The organism is Paenibacillus sp. FSL W8-0194 (genome assembly GCF_037969745.1).
Lineage (GTDB): Bacteria > Bacillota > Bacilli > Paenibacillales > Paenibacillaceae > Paenibacillus_AQ > Paenibacillus_AQ cookii.
This window is the reverse complement of record NZ_CP150205.1, coordinates 3,050,559-3,066,745: the sequence shown is the minus strand read 5'-3', so window position 1 is coordinate 3,066,745 and position 16,187 is coordinate 3,050,559. Positions and strand designations below refer to the sequence as shown.

18 protein-coding genes are annotated in these 16,187 nt (G+C 53.6%); 15 read left to right on the top strand and 3 right to left on the bottom strand.

All coding sequences use genetic code 11. The features are described from left to right. Positions 1–2 precede the first annotated feature (2 nt). On the top strand, positions 3–1,106 hold the full coding sequence (locus MKY58_RS13860; protein WP_339320796.1) for a DNA alkylation repair protein: 1,104 nt from the start codon (positions 3–5) through the stop codon (positions 1,104–1,106). Between the two features lie 29 nt (positions 1,107–1,135). Here the strand turns inward: MKY58_RS13860 and MKY58_RS13855 are convergent, their stop codons facing one another. Next, positions 1,136–1,624 carry a hypothetical protein gene (locus MKY58_RS13855; RefSeq protein ID WP_339320795.1) on the bottom strand — a complete coding sequence of 163 codons (489 nt, stop codon included), beginning with the start codon at positions 1,622–1,624 and terminating at the stop codon, positions 1,136–1,138. Positions 1,625–1,824: 200 nt separating this feature from the next. Between MKY58_RS13855 and MKY58_RS13850 the strand changes: the two genes are divergently transcribed. The 14 genes from MKY58_RS13850 to MKY58_RS13785 all read left to right on the top strand — a co-directional run bounded on the left by MKY58_RS13850 (position 1,825) and on the right by MKY58_RS13785 (position 14,828). Beyond that, positions 1,825–2,880 (top strand): LacI family DNA-binding transcriptional regulator, encoded by a 1,056-nt coding sequence (locus MKY58_RS13850; protein WP_339320794.1) that lies wholly within the window; start codon positions 1,825–1,827, stop codon positions 2,878–2,880. 37 nt (positions 2,881–2,917) lie between these two features. Then, positions 2,918–4,078, top strand: coding sequence for a Gfo/Idh/MocA family oxidoreductase (locus MKY58_RS13845; protein ID WP_339320793.1), 1,161 nt, complete (start codon positions 2,918–2,920; stop codon positions 4,076–4,078). 31 nt (positions 4,079–4,109) lie between these two features. Continuing rightward, positions 4,110–4,829 (top strand): ThuA domain-containing protein, encoded by a 720-nt coding sequence (locus MKY58_RS13840; protein ID WP_339320792.1) that lies wholly within the window; start codon positions 4,110–4,112, stop codon positions 4,827–4,829. A gap of 31 nt (positions 4,830–4,860) precedes the next feature. Then, on the top strand, positions 4,861–5,964 hold the full coding sequence (locus MKY58_RS13835; protein ID WP_212951040.1) for a Gfo/Idh/MocA family oxidoreductase: 1,104 nt from the start codon (positions 4,861–4,863) through the stop codon (positions 5,962–5,964). 155 nt (positions 5,965–6,119) lie between these two features. Beyond that, on the top strand, positions 6,120–6,509 hold the full coding sequence (locus MKY58_RS13830) for a hypothetical protein (protein WP_339320791.1): 390 nt from the start codon (positions 6,120–6,122) through the stop codon (positions 6,507–6,509). Between the two features lie 180 nt (positions 6,510–6,689). Next, positions 6,690–6,899, top strand: coding sequence for a hypothetical protein (locus tag MKY58_RS13825; protein WP_339320790.1), 210 nt, complete (start codon positions 6,690–6,692; stop codon positions 6,897–6,899). Continuing rightward, complete coding sequence (locus MKY58_RS13820; protein WP_339320789.1) at positions 6,889–7,164, top strand: hypothetical protein; 276 nt, start codon at positions 6,889–6,891, stop codon at positions 7,162–7,164. Before MKY58_RS13825 ends, MKY58_RS13820 begins: the two co-directional genes overlap by 11 nt. A gap of 152 nt (positions 7,165–7,316) precedes the next feature. Next, positions 7,317–7,715, top strand: a complete 399-nt coding sequence (locus MKY58_RS13815; RefSeq protein ID WP_339320788.1) for a DUF4440 domain-containing protein — start codon at positions 7,317–7,319, stop codon at positions 7,713–7,715. A gap of 155 nt (positions 7,716–7,870) precedes the next feature. Further along, positions 7,871–8,134, top strand: coding sequence for a hypothetical protein (locus tag MKY58_RS13810; protein ID WP_339320787.1), 264 nt, complete (start codon positions 7,871–7,873; stop codon positions 8,132–8,134). Positions 8,135–8,247: 113 nt separating this feature from the next. After that, positions 8,248–9,309 carry a hypothetical protein gene (locus tag MKY58_RS13805; protein ID WP_339320786.1) on the top strand — a complete coding sequence of 354 codons (1,062 nt, stop codon included), beginning with the start codon at positions 8,248–8,250 and terminating at the stop codon, positions 9,307–9,309. Positions 9,310–9,332: 23 nt separating this feature from the next. After that, positions 9,333–10,127: a metallophosphoesterase family protein gene (locus MKY58_RS13800; protein WP_339320785.1), complete on the top strand. Its 795-nt coding sequence runs from the start codon at positions 9,333–9,335 to the stop codon at positions 10,125–10,127. Positions 10,128–10,288: 161 nt separating this feature from the next. Further along, positions 10,289–12,292 (top strand): Na+/H+ antiporter, encoded by a 2,004-nt coding sequence (locus MKY58_RS13795; RefSeq protein ID WP_339320784.1) that lies wholly within the window; start codon positions 10,289–10,291, stop codon positions 12,290–12,292. A gap of 154 nt (positions 12,293–12,446) precedes the next feature. After that, the gene (locus tag MKY58_RS13790; protein ID WP_339320783.1) at positions 12,447–12,680 is read left to right on the top strand and encodes a hypothetical protein; all 234 of its coding nucleotides are present in this window, start codon (positions 12,447–12,449) and stop codon (positions 12,678–12,680) included. Between the two features lie 165 nt (positions 12,681–12,845). Beyond that, positions 12,846–14,828: a translation factor GTPase family protein gene (locus MKY58_RS13785; RefSeq protein ID WP_339320782.1), complete on the top strand. Its 1,983-nt coding sequence runs from the start codon at positions 12,846–12,848 to the stop codon at positions 14,826–14,828. Positions 14,829–14,892: 64 nt separating this feature from the next. On the opposite strand, the gene MKY58_RS13780 is transcribed toward MKY58_RS13785, so the two are convergent. After that, positions 14,893–15,507 (bottom strand): diadenylate cyclase, encoded by a 615-nt coding sequence (locus MKY58_RS13780; protein WP_339320781.1) that lies wholly within the window; start codon positions 15,505–15,507, stop codon positions 14,893–14,895. A 36-nt stretch (positions 15,508–15,543) separates the two neighbouring features. Beyond that, the gene (cdaS, locus tag MKY58_RS13775) at positions 15,544–16,161 is read right to left on the bottom strand and encodes a sporulation-specific diadenylate cyclase CdaS (RefSeq protein WP_339320780.1); all 618 of its coding nucleotides are present in this window, start codon (positions 16,159–16,161) and stop codon (positions 15,544–15,546) included. Positions 16,162–16,187: the final 26 nt, after the last annotated feature.

The following is a 16,187-nucleotide window of genomic DNA, read 5'->3' as shown; positions in this document are numbered from 1 at the left end:
TTTTGGCTGAAGCGTTAAAAGCGATGTACGATCGAGAGTTTTTAGGAGATTTCGCAGAGAAGGTCAGATCCGCATATCCGGCCTTTCACGCCGGGGGCTTTGTTGCAACAATCATGGACGATGATTGGGAGGGTCTGGAGCTGAAAGCGAGAATCCGCCGAATCGCGACCGTTTTGGGCGAATTTTTGCCTGCGTCTTATCCGGCTGCGTTGGAGGTGTTGTTTTCGATCGACGAGGAATGTACCGGGTTTCCGTACCTGTTTTTTCCCGACTTTGTCGAAGTGTACGGGCAGGATCCGCAACATTGGGATCTTTCGATGGGGGCGTTGGAGCGGTTCACGCAGCGGTCCTCGTCCGAATTTGCGGTCAGACCGTTCATTATGCGCGATCCGCAGCGGATGATGAACCAAATGCTGATCTGGTCGCAACATCCGAACGAACATGTCAGACGTTTGGCGAGCGAAGGCTGCAGACCCCGTCTGCCGTGGGGACAAGCGCTTGCGCCATTCAAAAAGGATCCTTCCCCCGTGCTGCCGGTGTTGGAGCAGCTGAAGGAAGATCCATCGCTTTATGTCCGCAAGAGCGTCGCCAACAATTTGAACGATATCGCCAAAGACCATCCTGACATCGTGATTCGGCTGGCCAAAGCGTGGCTCGGGAACCATCCGGATACGGATTGGATTGTCAGGCATGCCTGCCGGACGTTGATCCGGAAAGCGGAGCCGGACATCATGAGGCTGTTTGGCTATTCCGGCAGCAGTGAGGGGAAAACGCTTGTACAGTCGGCAGTGCTTACGGTCGAGCCGAAGAAAGCATCCATTGGGGATAACAGTATGATTCATTATGAGCTTTGCATTCGGGAAGGAACTGAGGCGCGCTTAAGGATCGAATACGGCATTTATTTTGTGAAGGCGAACGGACAAACCCCACGCAAATTGTTCCTCTTATCGGATAAAACCGTCCCAGGCGGTTCGGAGCTGACAGGGCGGCGCAAGCACGGCTGGTCCGATTTGACGACAAGACGCCATTATCCGGGGGAGCATCGCATCGTGCTGGTCGTCAATGGCGAGGAGGTCGCGGAAGACACTCTATGGCTCAATGCCTGACTAGGATTGAAATGAACGGGCCAAAGCATTTAGATGACTTCCAATGCAAAAACATAAAAAGCGTCCCCAAGGGCAACATGCTCCCGTTTTTCATCCATCCACCAGACCCCATATGAATAATAGTAGGTTCCTTTTTGAGTCGGAGCTCGGAAGGTATTTTCTTTCACGGCAATCTCCGTGTACTTGCCTTCCGAAATTTGCTCCAGGTGGATTTTGTTCGGAAGGGGCTCGTAATCCATCACAAATTTGATTTCGGCGCCGGGTCTTACCTTGACCGGCTTTTTGTTTTTTAGGAGTTCGGCCGGACCGACCGCGTCTATGCACGTGTTTGTGTTTTTGGAGGACCAGCAGTAGGTGCCGAGTTTGGTGTCGTGGAGTTTATCCCCGATTTGTATCGAGGCTCCAGGCGGCTGGCCGCCGGTCAATTCGCGAACGGTCGTCTTGCCTCCGTTGTTGGCTTGGAACGAGCATCCCAATAAAGAGAGCAATATGAAGAGTGCAATGGGCATTTTGATCATGTTCACCCCTCCTTTAAGAAACAGACGGTGCAAACGATATGGTTGTTGCGATTGAAAACAATTCCCTTGACAATTTGGAAAAAAATACGAGATAATGTACGCGCGTACATTAAAGTTTTTCAGCTTGATTTACTATCAACAACTTGTTTGTGGAATGCAGGGGGTGATGCCGTATCGTCACACGAAAAGCGGTTGCGGACATGGCGGGCGTATCAGAAGCAACGGTTTCCCGCGTGTTCAACCGGGTGGGTCCCATCAAGGAGGAAACGAGGGTGAAAGTGCTGAAGGCGGCCGAGACGTTGGGATATTACCCCAATGCCATCGCCCAAAGCTTTGCCCGCAGAAAAAGCGGCAATCTCGGCGTCGTGCTTCCTTATGTGCCGAAGGTACATATTTTTTCAACGTATTATTTTTCGGAGATTTTAAGCGGGATCGGGGAACAGGTTCGCGAGCTTGGTTACGATATGCTGCTGATTTTTCGCAAGCCCGGCGATGACAACGGTTACACGGAGTTGTTTCGATCGCAAAAGATCGACGCGTGCATCCTTTTGGGAACGACGGATACGCCGGAGGAGCGGAAAGCGCTAAGGGCGCTGAAGGAGGCGAACCATCCGTTTTGTTTGGTAAACCAGCATTTTGCCGGCGAAGATTTTCTTGAAGTGGATGCGGATCATGAACAAGGCGCCTATGAAGCGGTGAAGCATCTGCTTGACGAGGGTTACCGCCGTATCGCGTTCCTGAACGGTCCGCCCGGATACTCGAACAGCGCCGACCGTCTTAAGGGATACGTACGCGCGATGACGGAAGCGGGCATTTTCAATCCAGGCGATGATCCGGATGAAGCGATCCCCGCCAAATGGCTTGAAACGGGCAATTACAGCCGTACGAGCGGATATGAGGCCGCCTTTCGTTTCGCCCGCCATCTCGATAGCATCGATGCCGTTTTTGCCGCGAATGACCGGATGGGCATCGGGCTTATTCAAGGCTTTCGGGAACTGGGCGTTATACCCGGCAAAGACATCGCCATCGTTGGTTATGACGATTCGGATGGCGCCAGGATCACAGATCCGCCGTTGACGAGCGTGGCCGTCCCATTTTACCGGATGGGAGCGCTTGCCGCCAAGCTTTTGCTTACGGAAAATGCGGATGAGGCTGTGTCGGAATTCGGGGAAGGGGTAAATCATATCAGCGGTCATTTATATCAAATGGCGACCCGGCTTGTCGTTCGATCATCGAGCGCAAGGAGCCAAGCATAGGTATGAATAGGGTGCATATGAAAAGGAGGCGTATTCAATGCAGCAGATTCGAGTAGGAATGGTAGGCTACAAATTTATGGGGAAGGCGCATAGCCATGCATACCGCGATATTCCGATGTTTTTCCCGGACGTCGTTCATCCCGTCATGCAGGCGATTTGCGGCCGCGACGCGGAAGGGGTGTCCCAAGCCGCAAAACAGTTCGGTTGGGAGGAATATGTCACGGACTGGAAAGAGCTGGTCGGGCGGGATGACATCGACCTCATCGATATCAATGCTCCAAGCGATATGCACAAAGAAATCGCCCTCGAAGCGGCGAAAGCAGGAAAACATTTGCTCTGCGAGAAACCGCTTGCGCTGACCCTCGAGGATTCCCGGGAGATGCTGGCGGCAGCCGAAGCGGCAGGGGTCAAACATATGGTCGGATTCAACTATCGATTTGCCCCCGCCGTGCAGCTTGCCCGCAAGCTGATCCAGGAAGGGCGTCTGGGACAAATTTATCATTTCCGGGGCTGGTTTTTGCAGGACTGGATCATCGATCCGGAATTTCCGCTCGTATGGCGCCTCCAGAAAGATATCGCCGGTTCCGGTTCCCATGGGGATTTGGGCGCGCATATCATCGACTTGGCCCACTTCCTTGTGGGCGACATTGAGGAAGTCATCGGCATGAGCGAGACGTTTATCAAAGAACGGCCGCTGCCGGGCTCCATGAGCGGTCTAAGCGCCAAGGGCAACCAATCGGACGAGAAAGGCCCCGTCACCGTGGACGATGCCACCTTGTTCCTGGCGAAATTCGCCAACGGCGCAATGGGAAGCTTTGAAGCGACTCGCTTTGCCGCCGGCCACCGCTGCACGAATTCCTTCGAGATCAACGGAAGCAAAGGCAGCTTGAAATTCGATTTCGAACGGATGAACGAACTGCAGGTTTATTTCACGGAGGATGCCGAAGACGTGCAGGGCTTCCGCCGCGTTCTGGCGACCGATCCCGCGCACGCTTATGCCGAAGCCTGGTGGCCGCCGGGACATACCATTGGATTCGAACATACGTTTATCCACGAAACGGTCGAGCTGCTTCAGGCGATCCGCGAAGACCGGCAGCCCGTTCCGAATTTTGCGGACGGCGTGAAATGCCAGCAGGTGCTTGAAGCCGTCGATTTGTCGATCGCGGAGAGAAGATGGGTGCGCACCGAGGAGCTTTAAAATATGAGCTTAAGCCTAAGGAGATGTTGACATGAAAAAAGCGCTAATCGTTTGGGGAGGCTGGTTAGGCCATCAACCTGAGGAAGTATCGGCCTTATTCCGCGGCATTTTGGAAGGGGAAGGATATGAAGTCGAAGTTTCCGATACGCTTGCGGCTTTCGACGATGGCGAAAAATTGAAAACGCTTGACCTGATCATCCCCGTATGGACGATGGGCGAAATCAGCCAGGAACGGGTTAACCGCGTGTCCGAGGCCGTCCAGAACGGAGTCGGTCTAGCAGGCTGCCACGGCGGTATGTGCGACGCCTTCCGCAACAACGTCGACTGGCAGTTTATGACCGGCGGCAACTGGGTGGCCCATCCCGGAAACGACGGGACCCCTCACCGTATCCACATTGCCAATACGTCAAGTCCAATCGTGGAGGGGATCGAAGATTTTGACGTGTCCACCGAGCAGTATTACCTCCATGTCGACCCGGCGGTCGAAGTGCTGGCAACGACCCGGTTCCCGGTTGCCGACGGGCCTCACGTGTATAACAAATCCGTTGATATGCCTGTCGCATGGACCAAACGGTGGGGACTCGGACGGGTGTTCTATTGCTCGCTTGGGCATCAGGCGAACGTGCTCGAGCTCCCGCCGGTGAAGGAAATCATGCGCAGAGGCATGCTGTGGGCGGCGGAAGGCAAAACGAAGGCAGCGGGTCAGCATGCGGGAAGCGGGTATACCGGCATGATGGACAGCCAGGTATAAATTTTTATAGGAATGGAGAGCGTTCATCATCATGAAGAAAATGAATGTCGGCATTATCGGATGCGGAAATATCAGCTCCATCTATTTTGAGAATTTAAAAACGTTCCCGGCGGTTGAAGTCACCGCCTGCGCGGATTTGGATCTTGGCCGGGCCAAGGAAAAAGCCGAACGATTCGGAATCGCCAAGGGCTGCACGGTTGCCGAACTGCTTGCGGATCCGGAGATCGAGCTGGTCGTCAACCTTACGATTCCGGCTGCGCACGGTCAGGTATGCCTGGATATTTTGGAAGCCGGGAAGCATGTGTACGTCGAAAAACCGCTGGCCGTTACCCGCGAAGAAGGGCAAGCCATTTTGGCTAAAGCCGAAGAAAAAGGGCTTCTCGTCGGCAGCGCCCCGGACACGTTCCTTGGCGGAGGCATTCAAACCTGCATCAAGCTTATTGCGGATGGCTGGATCGGCACGCCCGTGGCCGCAACGGCGTTTATGATGGGGAGAGGGCATGAACATTGGCATCCGGATCCCGAGTTTTATTACGCCAAAGGCGGAGGGCCGATGTTCGATATGGGGCCGTATTACCTGACGGCCTTGGTCGCCATGTTGGGTCCGATCAAGCGCATAGCCGGCATGGCAAAGATCTCCTATCCTGAGCGGACGATCACCAGCGCCAAAAAATTCGGGCAAACGATCCCGGTGGAGACGGCGACCCATGTCGCGGGCGTACTCGATTTCCACGGCGGGGCGATCGGTACGATGATTACCTCCTTTGACGTGTTTGGCGGGAGCCGGCTGCCTTGCATCGAAATTTACGGAAGCCAGGGAACGCTTGTCGTCCCGGATCCGAATACGTTCGGCGGGCCGGTCACGCTCAAGCGTCATGACAGCCAGGAGTGGAAGGAAATCCCGCTGTCCCACGGCTATACCGGGAATTCGCGGGGCATCGGCGTGCTTGATATGGTTTATGCGCTGAAAAGCGGCAGAAAAAACCGGGTGAGCGGCGATTTGGGCTTCCATGTTCTTGAAGCGATGCACGCCTTCCACGACTCTTCCGAACAGGACCGATATTACATCATGAAAAGCAGCTGCGAACGGCCCGAGCCGATTCCGCAACATCTTCCCTACGGCGTGATGGATTAATCCATCGCGCTTTTTTTCTGCGCGGGCGGGCCGCCTGGCCAGGCTATCTAATCTATGGCAAAAAACACAAGAATATCGTAGAAACCTAGAATACACTATTACCTGCAAGGTCAATGACAGACGATTCTTGAAAATGACTGCCCGAGGTGAAATCGATGCCTGTTAAAAAGAAGAAACAGAGACGGCGCTCGTCCAAATGGACGGGAAAACCGGTGCTTGTCGTGTTGAAGGACGGCAGCAGCTATATCGGCACGGTGAAGAAACAAGACCGCCGCGGCGTCGTCCTTAGCGGAGTATGGGCCGATCCGCAGCGAACGGCGGCGATTTTGGAGAACAGGAACAAGGCCCATGTATCCGGCATATTAAGTCTTCTGTTCGGCGGGGGATCCAGCCGGCCCGCGCCATCCGCCAATCTGAACAGATCGGAAGAAGCGGACGGAAGCGGAACGGGAATGTTCGGCTTCATCGGCAAAATCATCCCCACCATCCAAATCGGCATGAATGTCATGCGTTCGATTATGCCTCTGGTAGGCTTGCTGAAATAATGACCTATTCGCATAACCCCTAAGGCTCCCGAAAGGGAGCTGTCTTTTTTTGTTCTTTTTTATGAACGTCGGATGCGTCAACATCCGCTGCCCTCCTTCCAATTTGTATTTTTTAACATTGAATATCGAATATATGTTCGCATATAATAAGAACAAAAGTTCTTGTTTGGAGGGATATTCATGCCGCAAAAATACGTCGGTCAATGTCTGGAAATCGTGTATATCGACCGAGCCGGAAACATCACGCAGCGCAAAATCGAGGTGAAGGGCATTCGCGGCCCGCTCGTTCGCGCGACCTGCCTGCAAACGGGGGAACCGCGAACCTTTCGGGCGGAGAACATTTTGGCATGGAAGCCGACCGGAAAAGGGGATCGTCGCAGTGCTTGCTGACATCGAACGGAAAATACTCCGGATTTTTTACAACTATTCCAGCGGGCGGCGGAGAATGCCTTCCATGCGGGAACTCATCATCAAAACGGGAAGAAGCCGGCAGGACATCGTTCGTGCGCTTGCTTCCTTGGAAAATCAGGGGTTTATTGTCTGGGAAGACAAACAGCAAACCCAATCGGTTCTGATTCTTAAAGGCTGGGAAGATGGCTATCCAGCGCGCAAAAAAACGGCAACGAGCAGCTTGGATTACTGGACGCAATATTAGTTGGCGGAAACGGGCCGCCGAAACGGCAAAAGACCGCTCATGGTTCCCTGTGCTCGTTTTTTTTGTGCTGCCAGGAAAATGGAAGCATTCGGCGCGCAAGGCGGATAAATATGTTATACTGCAAAAAATATCCAAAAAGGAGGATGATCTTTATGAGTATGGAATCCGAAGTTGCCGCTCAAATATACCGGCTGCAGGAATTGCATAACCGTTTTGCCGCGGGGGAGTACGAAGAGATGAACGCTTTATATTCAGAAGACTTCCAAGGCACGCTCTACATGCCTTCATCCGGAACCATTGAGACGTACAATGCCGGGCAGATCCGGGAGGGGAATAAGGAGGCAGCGGCCTATTACAAAGGCCAACGATTCAGGTTCATGTTTTCGGGGGTGACGGTCATTCCCCAATCGGAGAATCAAGCTGCCGTATCTTATGGCATAACGTACATAAATGGCGCTAAGGTCGTCAGGGCCCTCTCTCTGGAAACGTGGAGAAAAGAAGCGGACGGAGTTTGGAGAATGATACGTTGGCATGAAGAAAAGGGCCTATGATTTTTTTGATCCAAATCGCCTATTTTTTATTGAAAGCCTTTTCATCGGTGTTTAAATGTGGTATCTTGGAGGTAACTTAATTGTGTCTAAATTGTGAATGGATGCGGCATCATTGCGTATGATAAAGCATCACCGTTACCGAGGGGGAATGTTCCATGACCACGTTGATTCTTGCATTGTTCACCGCAGCGATGATTGGAGTCGTTATGTTTGGGAAAAAACATGAAATATTGATCGCGAGCATCATAAACGCCGTTTTGCTTGCCGGGCTTGTCACCGCATTCAGCCTGAATCCGGGACCGGACGGACTGTTTTATATGGCGCTGGTGTTCTATTTCGTGATTCCGATGTACGGCGTGATCGCGTTGTTCGGTGCCATGAAGAAAAGCCGCGTCAAGAAGGAAAATTCCTTGATTTGATCGAATAATAACATCGAATGGCCATTCATATAACTCTCTGAAACCGACTCCGTATGGAGTTGGTTTTATTTATGGAGGGCATAGACGACAGAGAAACGGGAGAGATCTGCAGCATGATTCAAACCACGAAAGAACTCATTCATCGGCTCGAAGCCGACCCGAGAACCGACTCCGCCATCATTACGGCCTATTGCCGTATCATATCCATATATGGAGACGATGAGGATGCAAGGGCATTATTCCGGGTATTTGCGGAAGATCCGTCGGATTACAGGCGCGTGTTGCTCCTTGATCCGGTGATGAGATGCGGCGGCCTGGATCTCGCCGAAGACATCGCCCGGGTTAGCTTCGACCAGGGATCGCTGCGTGAGGACATGCCAAGCGATATTTTGCATGTGCTTGGGTACATGGGCTATGAAAAATATATGGATTACATGGCCGCTTGCGTTAGCCAAGACGATTGGGATCTCTCGAAGGATGCCTGCCTTGGATTGCTGCATCTTCCTTGCCAAGCGTACCGGGAACGGTTTGAGAACGAATGGAATATAGTGGCCGGACAGCCGCTTTTTCCTGAATTTTTGCCGGCATTAAGTTATACGTTTGCGGATGAACGCATCGTGCCCGAGCTCATGTCTTGGGGGAAAACGGCCTCAACGGATTGCAACGCGGGGCTGCTGCTTGGCATATCCATGTTTGGACCTTCGCAAAAAGAACAGGTGCGGCAAATTTTGATGGATCCTTTCTGGGAATTGAACAGCACGGGCACGGGAAGCCATTGGTGGGCTTACATGTGCATGCCAATGACCGGGTTGACGTTCGCCGAGATCATCGCGGACCTGAAGAATCGAACGCCCGTCGGCGGGGGAAGCGGGGACCATAGGCCCGATGAAATATGGATCGGTCACGGATATCATGTGTTGCATGATTTAATCGAAGTAAAGCTGGCAGGCGATCCGCATCCGATCAAATACGCACCGCAAAATACGGAAAAAATGATCGATCTGTACCGGGATTTGTTCCACTGGAGCAACAGCCATGAGGACGACTCGGTGCCGGGAAGAATCGGCGCTTATTTGGGATACGACCATCCGCTGATCGATCAATATGCGGGCCTGAGAATGAAGATGGAAATGGCTCTGCAGAAAGAGCTCGAAATGGACTTGATGCGGAGTTAGCGTTTCGCAAAAGGGAAACATTTTTGAAAAAAAACAAAAGCAAGGTAGAAGGAGAGATTCGTATTAGAACGTTGGCGATCAGCGATATTCACGGATGTTTGGACGAGTTCAACCTGCTGCTGACGAAAGTGAACTACGACCCGTCCAACGATAAACTCGTGCTCCTCGGCGATTACGTAGACCGGGGGCCAAGCAGCAGGGGAGTCGTGGAACAGGTTCAAGCTTTTAAGGAAATATGGAACGTGACCGTGCTTCGCGGCAACCACGACCAGATGATGTACGATGCCATCGTGAAGGATACCGAAACGTTTAATGCCAGATGGATCCGCAACGGTGCCCGTCAAACGCTCGAAAGCTACTGCGGCGCCGATTTTTTTGGCGGGGACATGACCCGGGAACGTTACGACGAAGCAAAAGCGCACATCAAAAAACATTATCAACAGCACTTGGAGTTTCTCGGCAGCCTGGAGCTTTATTATGAAACGAACGAGCATATTTTTGTGCACGCCGGCATCAATCCGGAGCATGACGACTGGAGGAACCAGCCGCAGGACGATTTTATTTGGATCCGGGAGCCTTTTTTTGAGCGTCGGACGGGGCTGAGGCAGCAGGTTGTATTCGGTCATACCCCGGTCATATATCTTCATGAGTCGGCCGACATCTGGTTTAGCCCCGCAGGGGATAAAATCGGGATCGACGGCGGCTGCGCATTTGGAAAACAGCTGAATTGCCTGGAAATCGACGAACAAGGAACATACAAGACGCATTCGGTCCGAAGGGGAGAAGCCGCCATGATGGATGGGAATGCCACCGCCTGACCCGCTTTTCGAGCGGGTTTTCTTTTTGCGCGGAAACGGGTAATACATGGAGGATGATAAAGCATGGGGAATTGGTTCAAAATAAAAGGTAATTCATCCAGTTTCTTATTCTGCCATGCCAATCGAAATGATCCTTCGGGCTAAAAGGGGCGCGCTAATCAATGGAAATACTTTTAATGGTGCTGGTGCTGCTGATTCTTATAGGGATATCGAATGTCGTCAACCACTTTTTGCCCGTCGTTCCGGTACCCATCATTCAGATTGCATTGGGGGTGGTGGCGGCGTTTTTGCCCGGGCTTCACCACATCCCGCTGAATCCGGAGCTGTTCCTGCTGCTGTTCATCGCGCCGCTGCTGTTTAACGACGGCAAAATGACGCCGCGGGACGAGCTGTGGCAGCTCCGATCGAGCATTTTGCTGCTCGCCTTGGGACTCGTATTTGCGACGGTGCTTATCGCAGGACCGTTCATTCATTGGATGATCCCCGCGATTCCGCTGTCCGCCGCTTTTGCGCTTGCGGCCATTCTTTCGCCGACGGACGCGGTGGCGGTCAGTTCCTTGTCGGGCAGGGCGAAGCTCCCCGGCAAAATTATGCACCTGCTGGAAGGCGAAGCGCTGATGAACGATGCCTCCGGCCTGGTTGCCTTTAATTTTGCGATCGCCGCGACGGTGACCGGGCATTTTTCCTTGCCGAAGGCCATCGGGAGCTTTCTCGTCATCGCCATTGGCGGGGTCATCGCGGGCGTCGTATTGGGTTTTCTGATCATCGGGATGCGGATGCAGCTGCGCCGCATGGGGATGGAGGATGTAACGCTGCATATGCTGATCATCATCCTGACGCCGTTCGTCATTTATTGGGTCGCCGAGGAAATGCATGTTTCCGGGATTTTGGCCGTCGTTGCCGCCGGAGTAACGCATGCCATCGAACGGGACCGGATGAGGAGCGGCTCCGCCCGGCTGCGGGTCGTGTCCGACAGCACCTGGTCGGTCATTCTTTTTTGCCTGAACGGTCTGGTGTTCATTTTATTGGGGCTTGAAATTCCGGGAGTCATCCTTGAGGTATGGAAAGACCCTGCCTACAATAACGGACAAGTGATCGGATATATCCTTCTGATCACCGCCGTGTTGATTTTGCTTCGCTTCGTTTGGGTGTGGGCGGCCAACCGGCATTTTAAATCGGCGCTGCTGACGGCTTTATCCGGCGTCCGGGGGGCCTTAACCCTTTCCGCGGCCTTTTCGATTCCGTTGACGCTGGCCGACAATAGCCCGTTTCCGGAGCGCAGCCTGATATTGTTTATCTGCTCGGGCGTCATCCTGTTAACGCTCGTCATTGCAAGCGTGTTGCTGCCGATCTTGACGAGGGAAGCCAAAGCTGATCCCGAAGAGCTGGCCGAGACGGAAAGGTCTGCGCGGATTCGCGTGCTTGAAGCGGGATTATGCGCGGTGCGCGAAGAGATGAACGACGATAACCGGCGGGAAGGACTCGAACTGATCAGGGCCTACAACCACAGGCTTCAAATGGCGAGGTTCCACAATAAGGACGAGTCCGGAAAAGCATGGAAGCAGGCGCTCGACATCCGAATCGGAGCGCTCCAAGCGGAACGAAAAACCGCGGAACGGTGGCTGCAGGAAGGGCGAATTTCACCTAAGCTCGCAGACCGGTTCCAATCGTCGCTTAGCCGGATCGAAATGCTGCTCACGACCAGTAGAAAGTTCAAAAAACTGCTTGTTCTCGGATGGGGCGGACTGCAGCGGGCGATACGCAGGGCGAGACATAAAGAGGCGGCATTCGATCCTTCGCATCCGAAATGGAAGCTCTATAAAGCGCTCAAACTGGAAGCCGTCCGTGCGGCCATCGCGCAGGTCAAATCGATGGAAACCGACCAGAACCGCGAAATGATACGAAGCATTCTCGCCGATTACCGGGGGATGGAGCTTCAACTGCTTGACGACAAGGTCCCGGCCGAAACGGGAAGGGAGACCGATGCCAGACGCAGGGAGCTTGAACTGAAGGCGATTCAGGCCGAACGCAACGAAATTCAGAACATGTTCGAACAAGGCGAAATCAGCCGGACCATCGCCAACAATCTGCGGATGGACGTGAATTACCACGAAGGGCATCTCTATGAGGCGGAGTCGGTGCATGATGAAGACGCCGGGGATTAGTGGAATCGGATCGGGCGAAGTATAAGCAGCTTAAACGCGCTTGCCGTACCGGAAGAGGCGGATATAGCGATATATTCCGCGAACCGGGTGGCACCGCGAACGCAAATCTCGTCCCCAAGACCCATCGTCTTGGAGGCGGGATTTTTTTGTTTTTATGGTGTCGGCCAAACACGCTGTAACCGCAGAAGTACGCTTATACGATAAGCTGCTCCGGGAAGGCGCGCCGATTCTCGAATCCGGCAATGATTGGGAAGCGCTCGTGAACCCGGATTCGCTGATCAAGCTGGAAAACGCGGTGCTGGAACCGTCCATGCGGCATGCTGATCCCAGGGCGAAATATCAGTTTTTAAGGCACGGGTATTTTTGCTTGAATTCCAATGAAGCCTAAGGCGCGCAAGCTGGTGTTTAACCGGATCGTGCCATTGAAGGACTCCTGGAAGAAACCTTGATCTGCCCGGAAATGATTTTTATCCCGGATTGATGAACGGATCGCCGCCTTTTTCTGTTATACTCAAAATGAGATTTTTACAGAAGGGACGGGCGTGATCGCTTCATGGGAGACACAAATATCACCATCGGGCTGCTGGCGCATGTCGATGCGGGAAAAACGACGTTTGCGGAGCAGCTTTTATACCATACCAACAGCATTCGCAGCAGGGGAAGGGTGGACCATAAGGATGCCTTCCTGGACAGCCATGAACTGGAGCGGGCGCGCGGCATTACCATTTTTGCGGATCAGGCCGTCATGACGTACGGGGATTCGACTTACGATTTGATCGATACGCCGGGGCACGTCGATTTCTCCGCGGAAATGGAGCGGGCCGTCCAGGCGATGGATTATGCGGTCATGATCGTGAGCGCGGTCGAAGGCGTCGAAGGGCATACCGAGACGGTATGGCAGCTGCTTCAGGCGTACCGGGTGCCGGTGCTGTTTTTCATCAATAAAATGGACCGCGAAGGGGCGGATGCCGCGGCCGTGCTGGAGGAGATCCGCCATCATCTGACTCCGGACGCCGTGATCCTTCAGGGTTCTTTAGCGGAAGGCATCCCCGAAGAGGTGCTGGAATTCGCCGCGGAACGGGATGAGGAGCTGCTGCGGATGTATTTGGATGGCCTAGCGGATGAAGAGTCCGCGATTCGAAGCTTGCGTTTTTTGGTGAAAACACGCTGCCTGTTCCCGGTCATGTGCGGTTCGGCATTGCAGGATAGGGGAGTCCAAGAATTTCTTGCGAACCTGTGCATGCTTGCGGAGGTCAACCGGGATTCGTCGGGCGAACTTTCAGCTCGTGCGGTCAAAATCCGCCATGATGCGCAGGGCGTGAGGCTGACCCATTTGAAACTATTGCAAGGCCGGCTGCGCGTCAGGGACGAAATCGAATACGAAAGCAACGGCGGCGAACGGTTGCGGGAAAAAATCACATCGATCCGTATTTATAACGGCGAAAAATATGCCGCGGTAGATGAAGCCCGCGCTGGTCAGCTCGTGGCTGTGACGGGGATTAGCTCCCTAACGGCCGGTGCGGGAATCGGCCAAATCGGCGAACGAAAGCCTTACGAGCTTGTTGCGGCCCTGAAATCGAAGGTGTTGTTCGATCCTGCCGTATCGATTCGGGAGGTGTTGCGCTGCTTTCAACTATTGGATGCCGAGGACCCGTCGCTGACGGTAAACTGGGACGAATCGCTGCAGGAGCTGCACATTCACGTCATGGGCATGATCCAGCTCGAAGTGCTGAAGCAGGTCGTATATGACCGTTTCAACTTGGTTGTCTCGTTCGGAAAGCCTGAAATTCTGTACAAGGAAACGGTAGCGGACCCGGTGATCGGTTCGGGCCATTTCGAGCCGTTAGGCCATTATGCGGAGGTCCATCTAAAGATCGAACCGGGGCCTCCGGGCAGCGGCGTCAAGTTCGTTAACGAATGCCATCCCGACGATCTCGGCGTCGGATACCAGCATCTGATCGGCCAGCATGTGACGGAGAAGGAACATCGCGGCCTGCTCACGGGCTCTCCCGTGACGGATGTCGTCGTGACGCTGCTGACGGGCCGTTCACATAACAAACATACGTCAGGAGGCGACTTTCGGGAGGCGACGCTCCGGGCGCTGAGGCAAGGGCTGGAAAAGGCGCAAAATGTACTGCTGGAGCCAGTGTACGACTTCAAGCTGAAAGTCGGCGTCGATCACATCGGCCGGGTGATGTCCGATATCCAGCAGGCGCGCGGCGTCTTCGACGCTCCGGATATCGAGGGAGACACGGCGGTGATCACCGGGCAGGCCCCCGTCGCCACCATGATGGATTATCCGGCGGAGGTTGCCGCTTTCACGAAAGGCAAAGGCGTGCTCACGCTCCGGCTGGCGGGTTACCGGCCTTGCGGCAACGCGGAGGAAGTGATTGCGGCCAAAAGTTATGACAAAAACGCCGATCCCGAATACACGTCCACGTCGATTTTTTGCGCCAAAGGGAAAGGATTCAGCGTCCCCTGGGATGAGGCGGATCGGTATATGCACCAAGAGGCGGCAAAGAGGACCGGCGTCTAAAAGTTTGAGATACGAAGAATCATGAAAGCAGGCAGCGGATCAGGCCATGCGCGCTGTTTGTTTATCAGGCGGTCGAGAAGGGATAGAGATTTCCTTCCAGGCAAAACGACGTGGTTCCATTCGCCGCGACCAGCAAAATCAAGGCATCGCACCGTTCCGACAAGCCGACGGCGGAGGCCTCGTTCAAGTCAAACAGCCGATCCCAAAATATTTGCTGCGTGACGGGAAGTACATTTCCTGCGGAAAGGACCGTATCGGCTTTGATGAGCACGGCGCCCTGCTGCAACTTGCTTCCCGGATAAAAAATCGATTCCAGCAAGGGACTTGAAATTTGGGCGTTAATAGGGGTTCCTCCCTGGATATGGGGGGTTACCGGGTCGCTTTTTTCCAGAACGATCAACGCCTGCTGCCTCTTCAAGCTCATTTTGTGGACGGCGCGGGACAATTCCTTGCTGGATTCCGTATATTCCGTCAGCAGGCAATTCAGAAAATACGTGGATACCAGCATTTCCAAATCGGCAAATTCCTTGGATATTTCCTCCAAGTCGTTCAGGATTTGAATGTCGTTTTGATCGAACGTGGAAATCCCGTGCCGCAGAATTTCCGCGACCCGGTTGAGCTGCTTTGCCATTTCCGCTTGAAGAAGGGCGGGATTGTCCCGGCAGTTTTTGTTATTCATAATGTCATGTCACGCTCCCAGTGATGCTTTCGACCGTTACGGGCTGATGGTTTGAAAAGGGTAAAGGGCTCCGTTAAACGAAAACGACTCTTTCCCCGTCTCCTCGGATACGACGAAAACCAAGGCATCCGTTCGTTCCGACAAGCCGATGGCGGCGCGATGCCGGGTTCCGAGCTTTTTGCCTTTGTAAATCTTTTTCGTAAGGGGAAGGATGTTGGCTGCCGAGACGATCTTATCGCTGCGGATCAGCACGGCCCCGTCGTGCAGCGGACTTCCGACATGGAAGATGGAATCCAGGAGCTCGCCGGATATTTCGGCGAACAAGGGCGTGCCCCGGGTGATCCATTCGTCGACCGGATCTTCCCGTTCGATGACGATCAGCGCACCTCTGCGGATGTCGCTAAGCTGCCCTAATGTTTGAAGGATGACGTCGCATTTCGTGGTATATGGAAAGAGCAACCGATTCAAGTGGTAGGCGGATGCCATTTTGCTTGTAGTCGCAAACCGTTTGGAGAGCTGCCTGACTTCTTTAAGAATGCCGATTTTCTGCTGATCCAAAGACGAAATCAACGCGTCGACGCCGTCCGCGATATGGTTGAGCCGTTGTTTGATTTCCTCCGGCTTTGGTGAAAAGCCGCCGAATTCGTTTTCCACGGGCTGGGCCTCCTTTGATATGCATT

What these genes read in the sequence shown, in the direction of transcription:
- MKY58_RS13855 (WP_339320795.1), bottom strand. Translation starts at nt 1,624, where the DNA reads ATGATCAAAATGCCCATTGCACTCTTCATATTGCTCTCTTTATTGGGA.
- MKY58_RS13850 (WP_339320794.1), top strand. Translation starts at nt 1,825, where the DNA reads ATGGCGGGCGTATCAGAAGCAACGGTTTCCCGCGTGTTCAACCGGGTG.
- MKY58_RS13845 (WP_339320793.1), top strand. Translation starts at nt 2,918, where the DNA reads ATGCAGCAGATTCGAGTAGGAATGGTAGGCTACAAATTTATGGGGAAG.
- MKY58_RS13840 (WP_339320792.1), top strand. Translation starts at nt 4,110, where the DNA reads ATGAAAAAAGCGCTAATCGTTTGGGGAGGCTGGTTAGGCCATCAACCT.
- MKY58_RS13835 (WP_212951040.1), top strand. Translation starts at nt 4,861, where the DNA reads ATGAAGAAAATGAATGTCGGCATTATCGGATGCGGAAATATCAGCTCC.
- MKY58_RS13830 (WP_339320791.1), top strand. Translation starts at nt 6,120, where the DNA reads ATGCCTGTTAAAAAGAAGAAACAGAGACGGCGCTCGTCCAAATGGACG.
- MKY58_RS13825 (WP_339320790.1), top strand. Translation starts at nt 6,690, where the DNA reads ATGCCGCAAAAATACGTCGGTCAATGTCTGGAAATCGTGTATATCGAC.
- MKY58_RS13815 (WP_339320788.1), top strand. Translation starts at nt 7,317, where the DNA reads ATGAGTATGGAATCCGAAGTTGCCGCTCAAATATACCGGCTGCAGGAA.
- MKY58_RS13810 (WP_339320787.1), top strand. Translation starts at nt 7,871, where the DNA reads ATGACCACGTTGATTCTTGCATTGTTCACCGCAGCGATGATTGGAGTC.
- MKY58_RS13805 (WP_339320786.1), top strand. Translation starts at nt 8,248, where the DNA reads ATGATTCAAACCACGAAAGAACTCATTCATCGGCTCGAAGCCGACCCG.
- MKY58_RS13795 (WP_339320784.1), top strand. Translation starts at nt 10,289, where the DNA reads ATGGAAATACTTTTAATGGTGCTGGTGCTGCTGATTCTTATAGGGATA.
- MKY58_RS13790 (WP_339320783.1), top strand. Translation starts at nt 12,447, where the DNA reads ATGGTGTCGGCCAAACACGCTGTAACCGCAGAAGTACGCTTATACGAT.
- MKY58_RS13785 (WP_339320782.1), top strand. Translation starts at nt 12,846, where the DNA reads ATGGGAGACACAAATATCACCATCGGGCTGCTGGCGCATGTCGATGCG.
- MKY58_RS13780 (WP_339320781.1), bottom strand. Translation starts at nt 15,507, where the DNA reads ATGAATAACAAAAACTGCCGGGACAATCCCGCCCTTCTTCAAGCGGAA.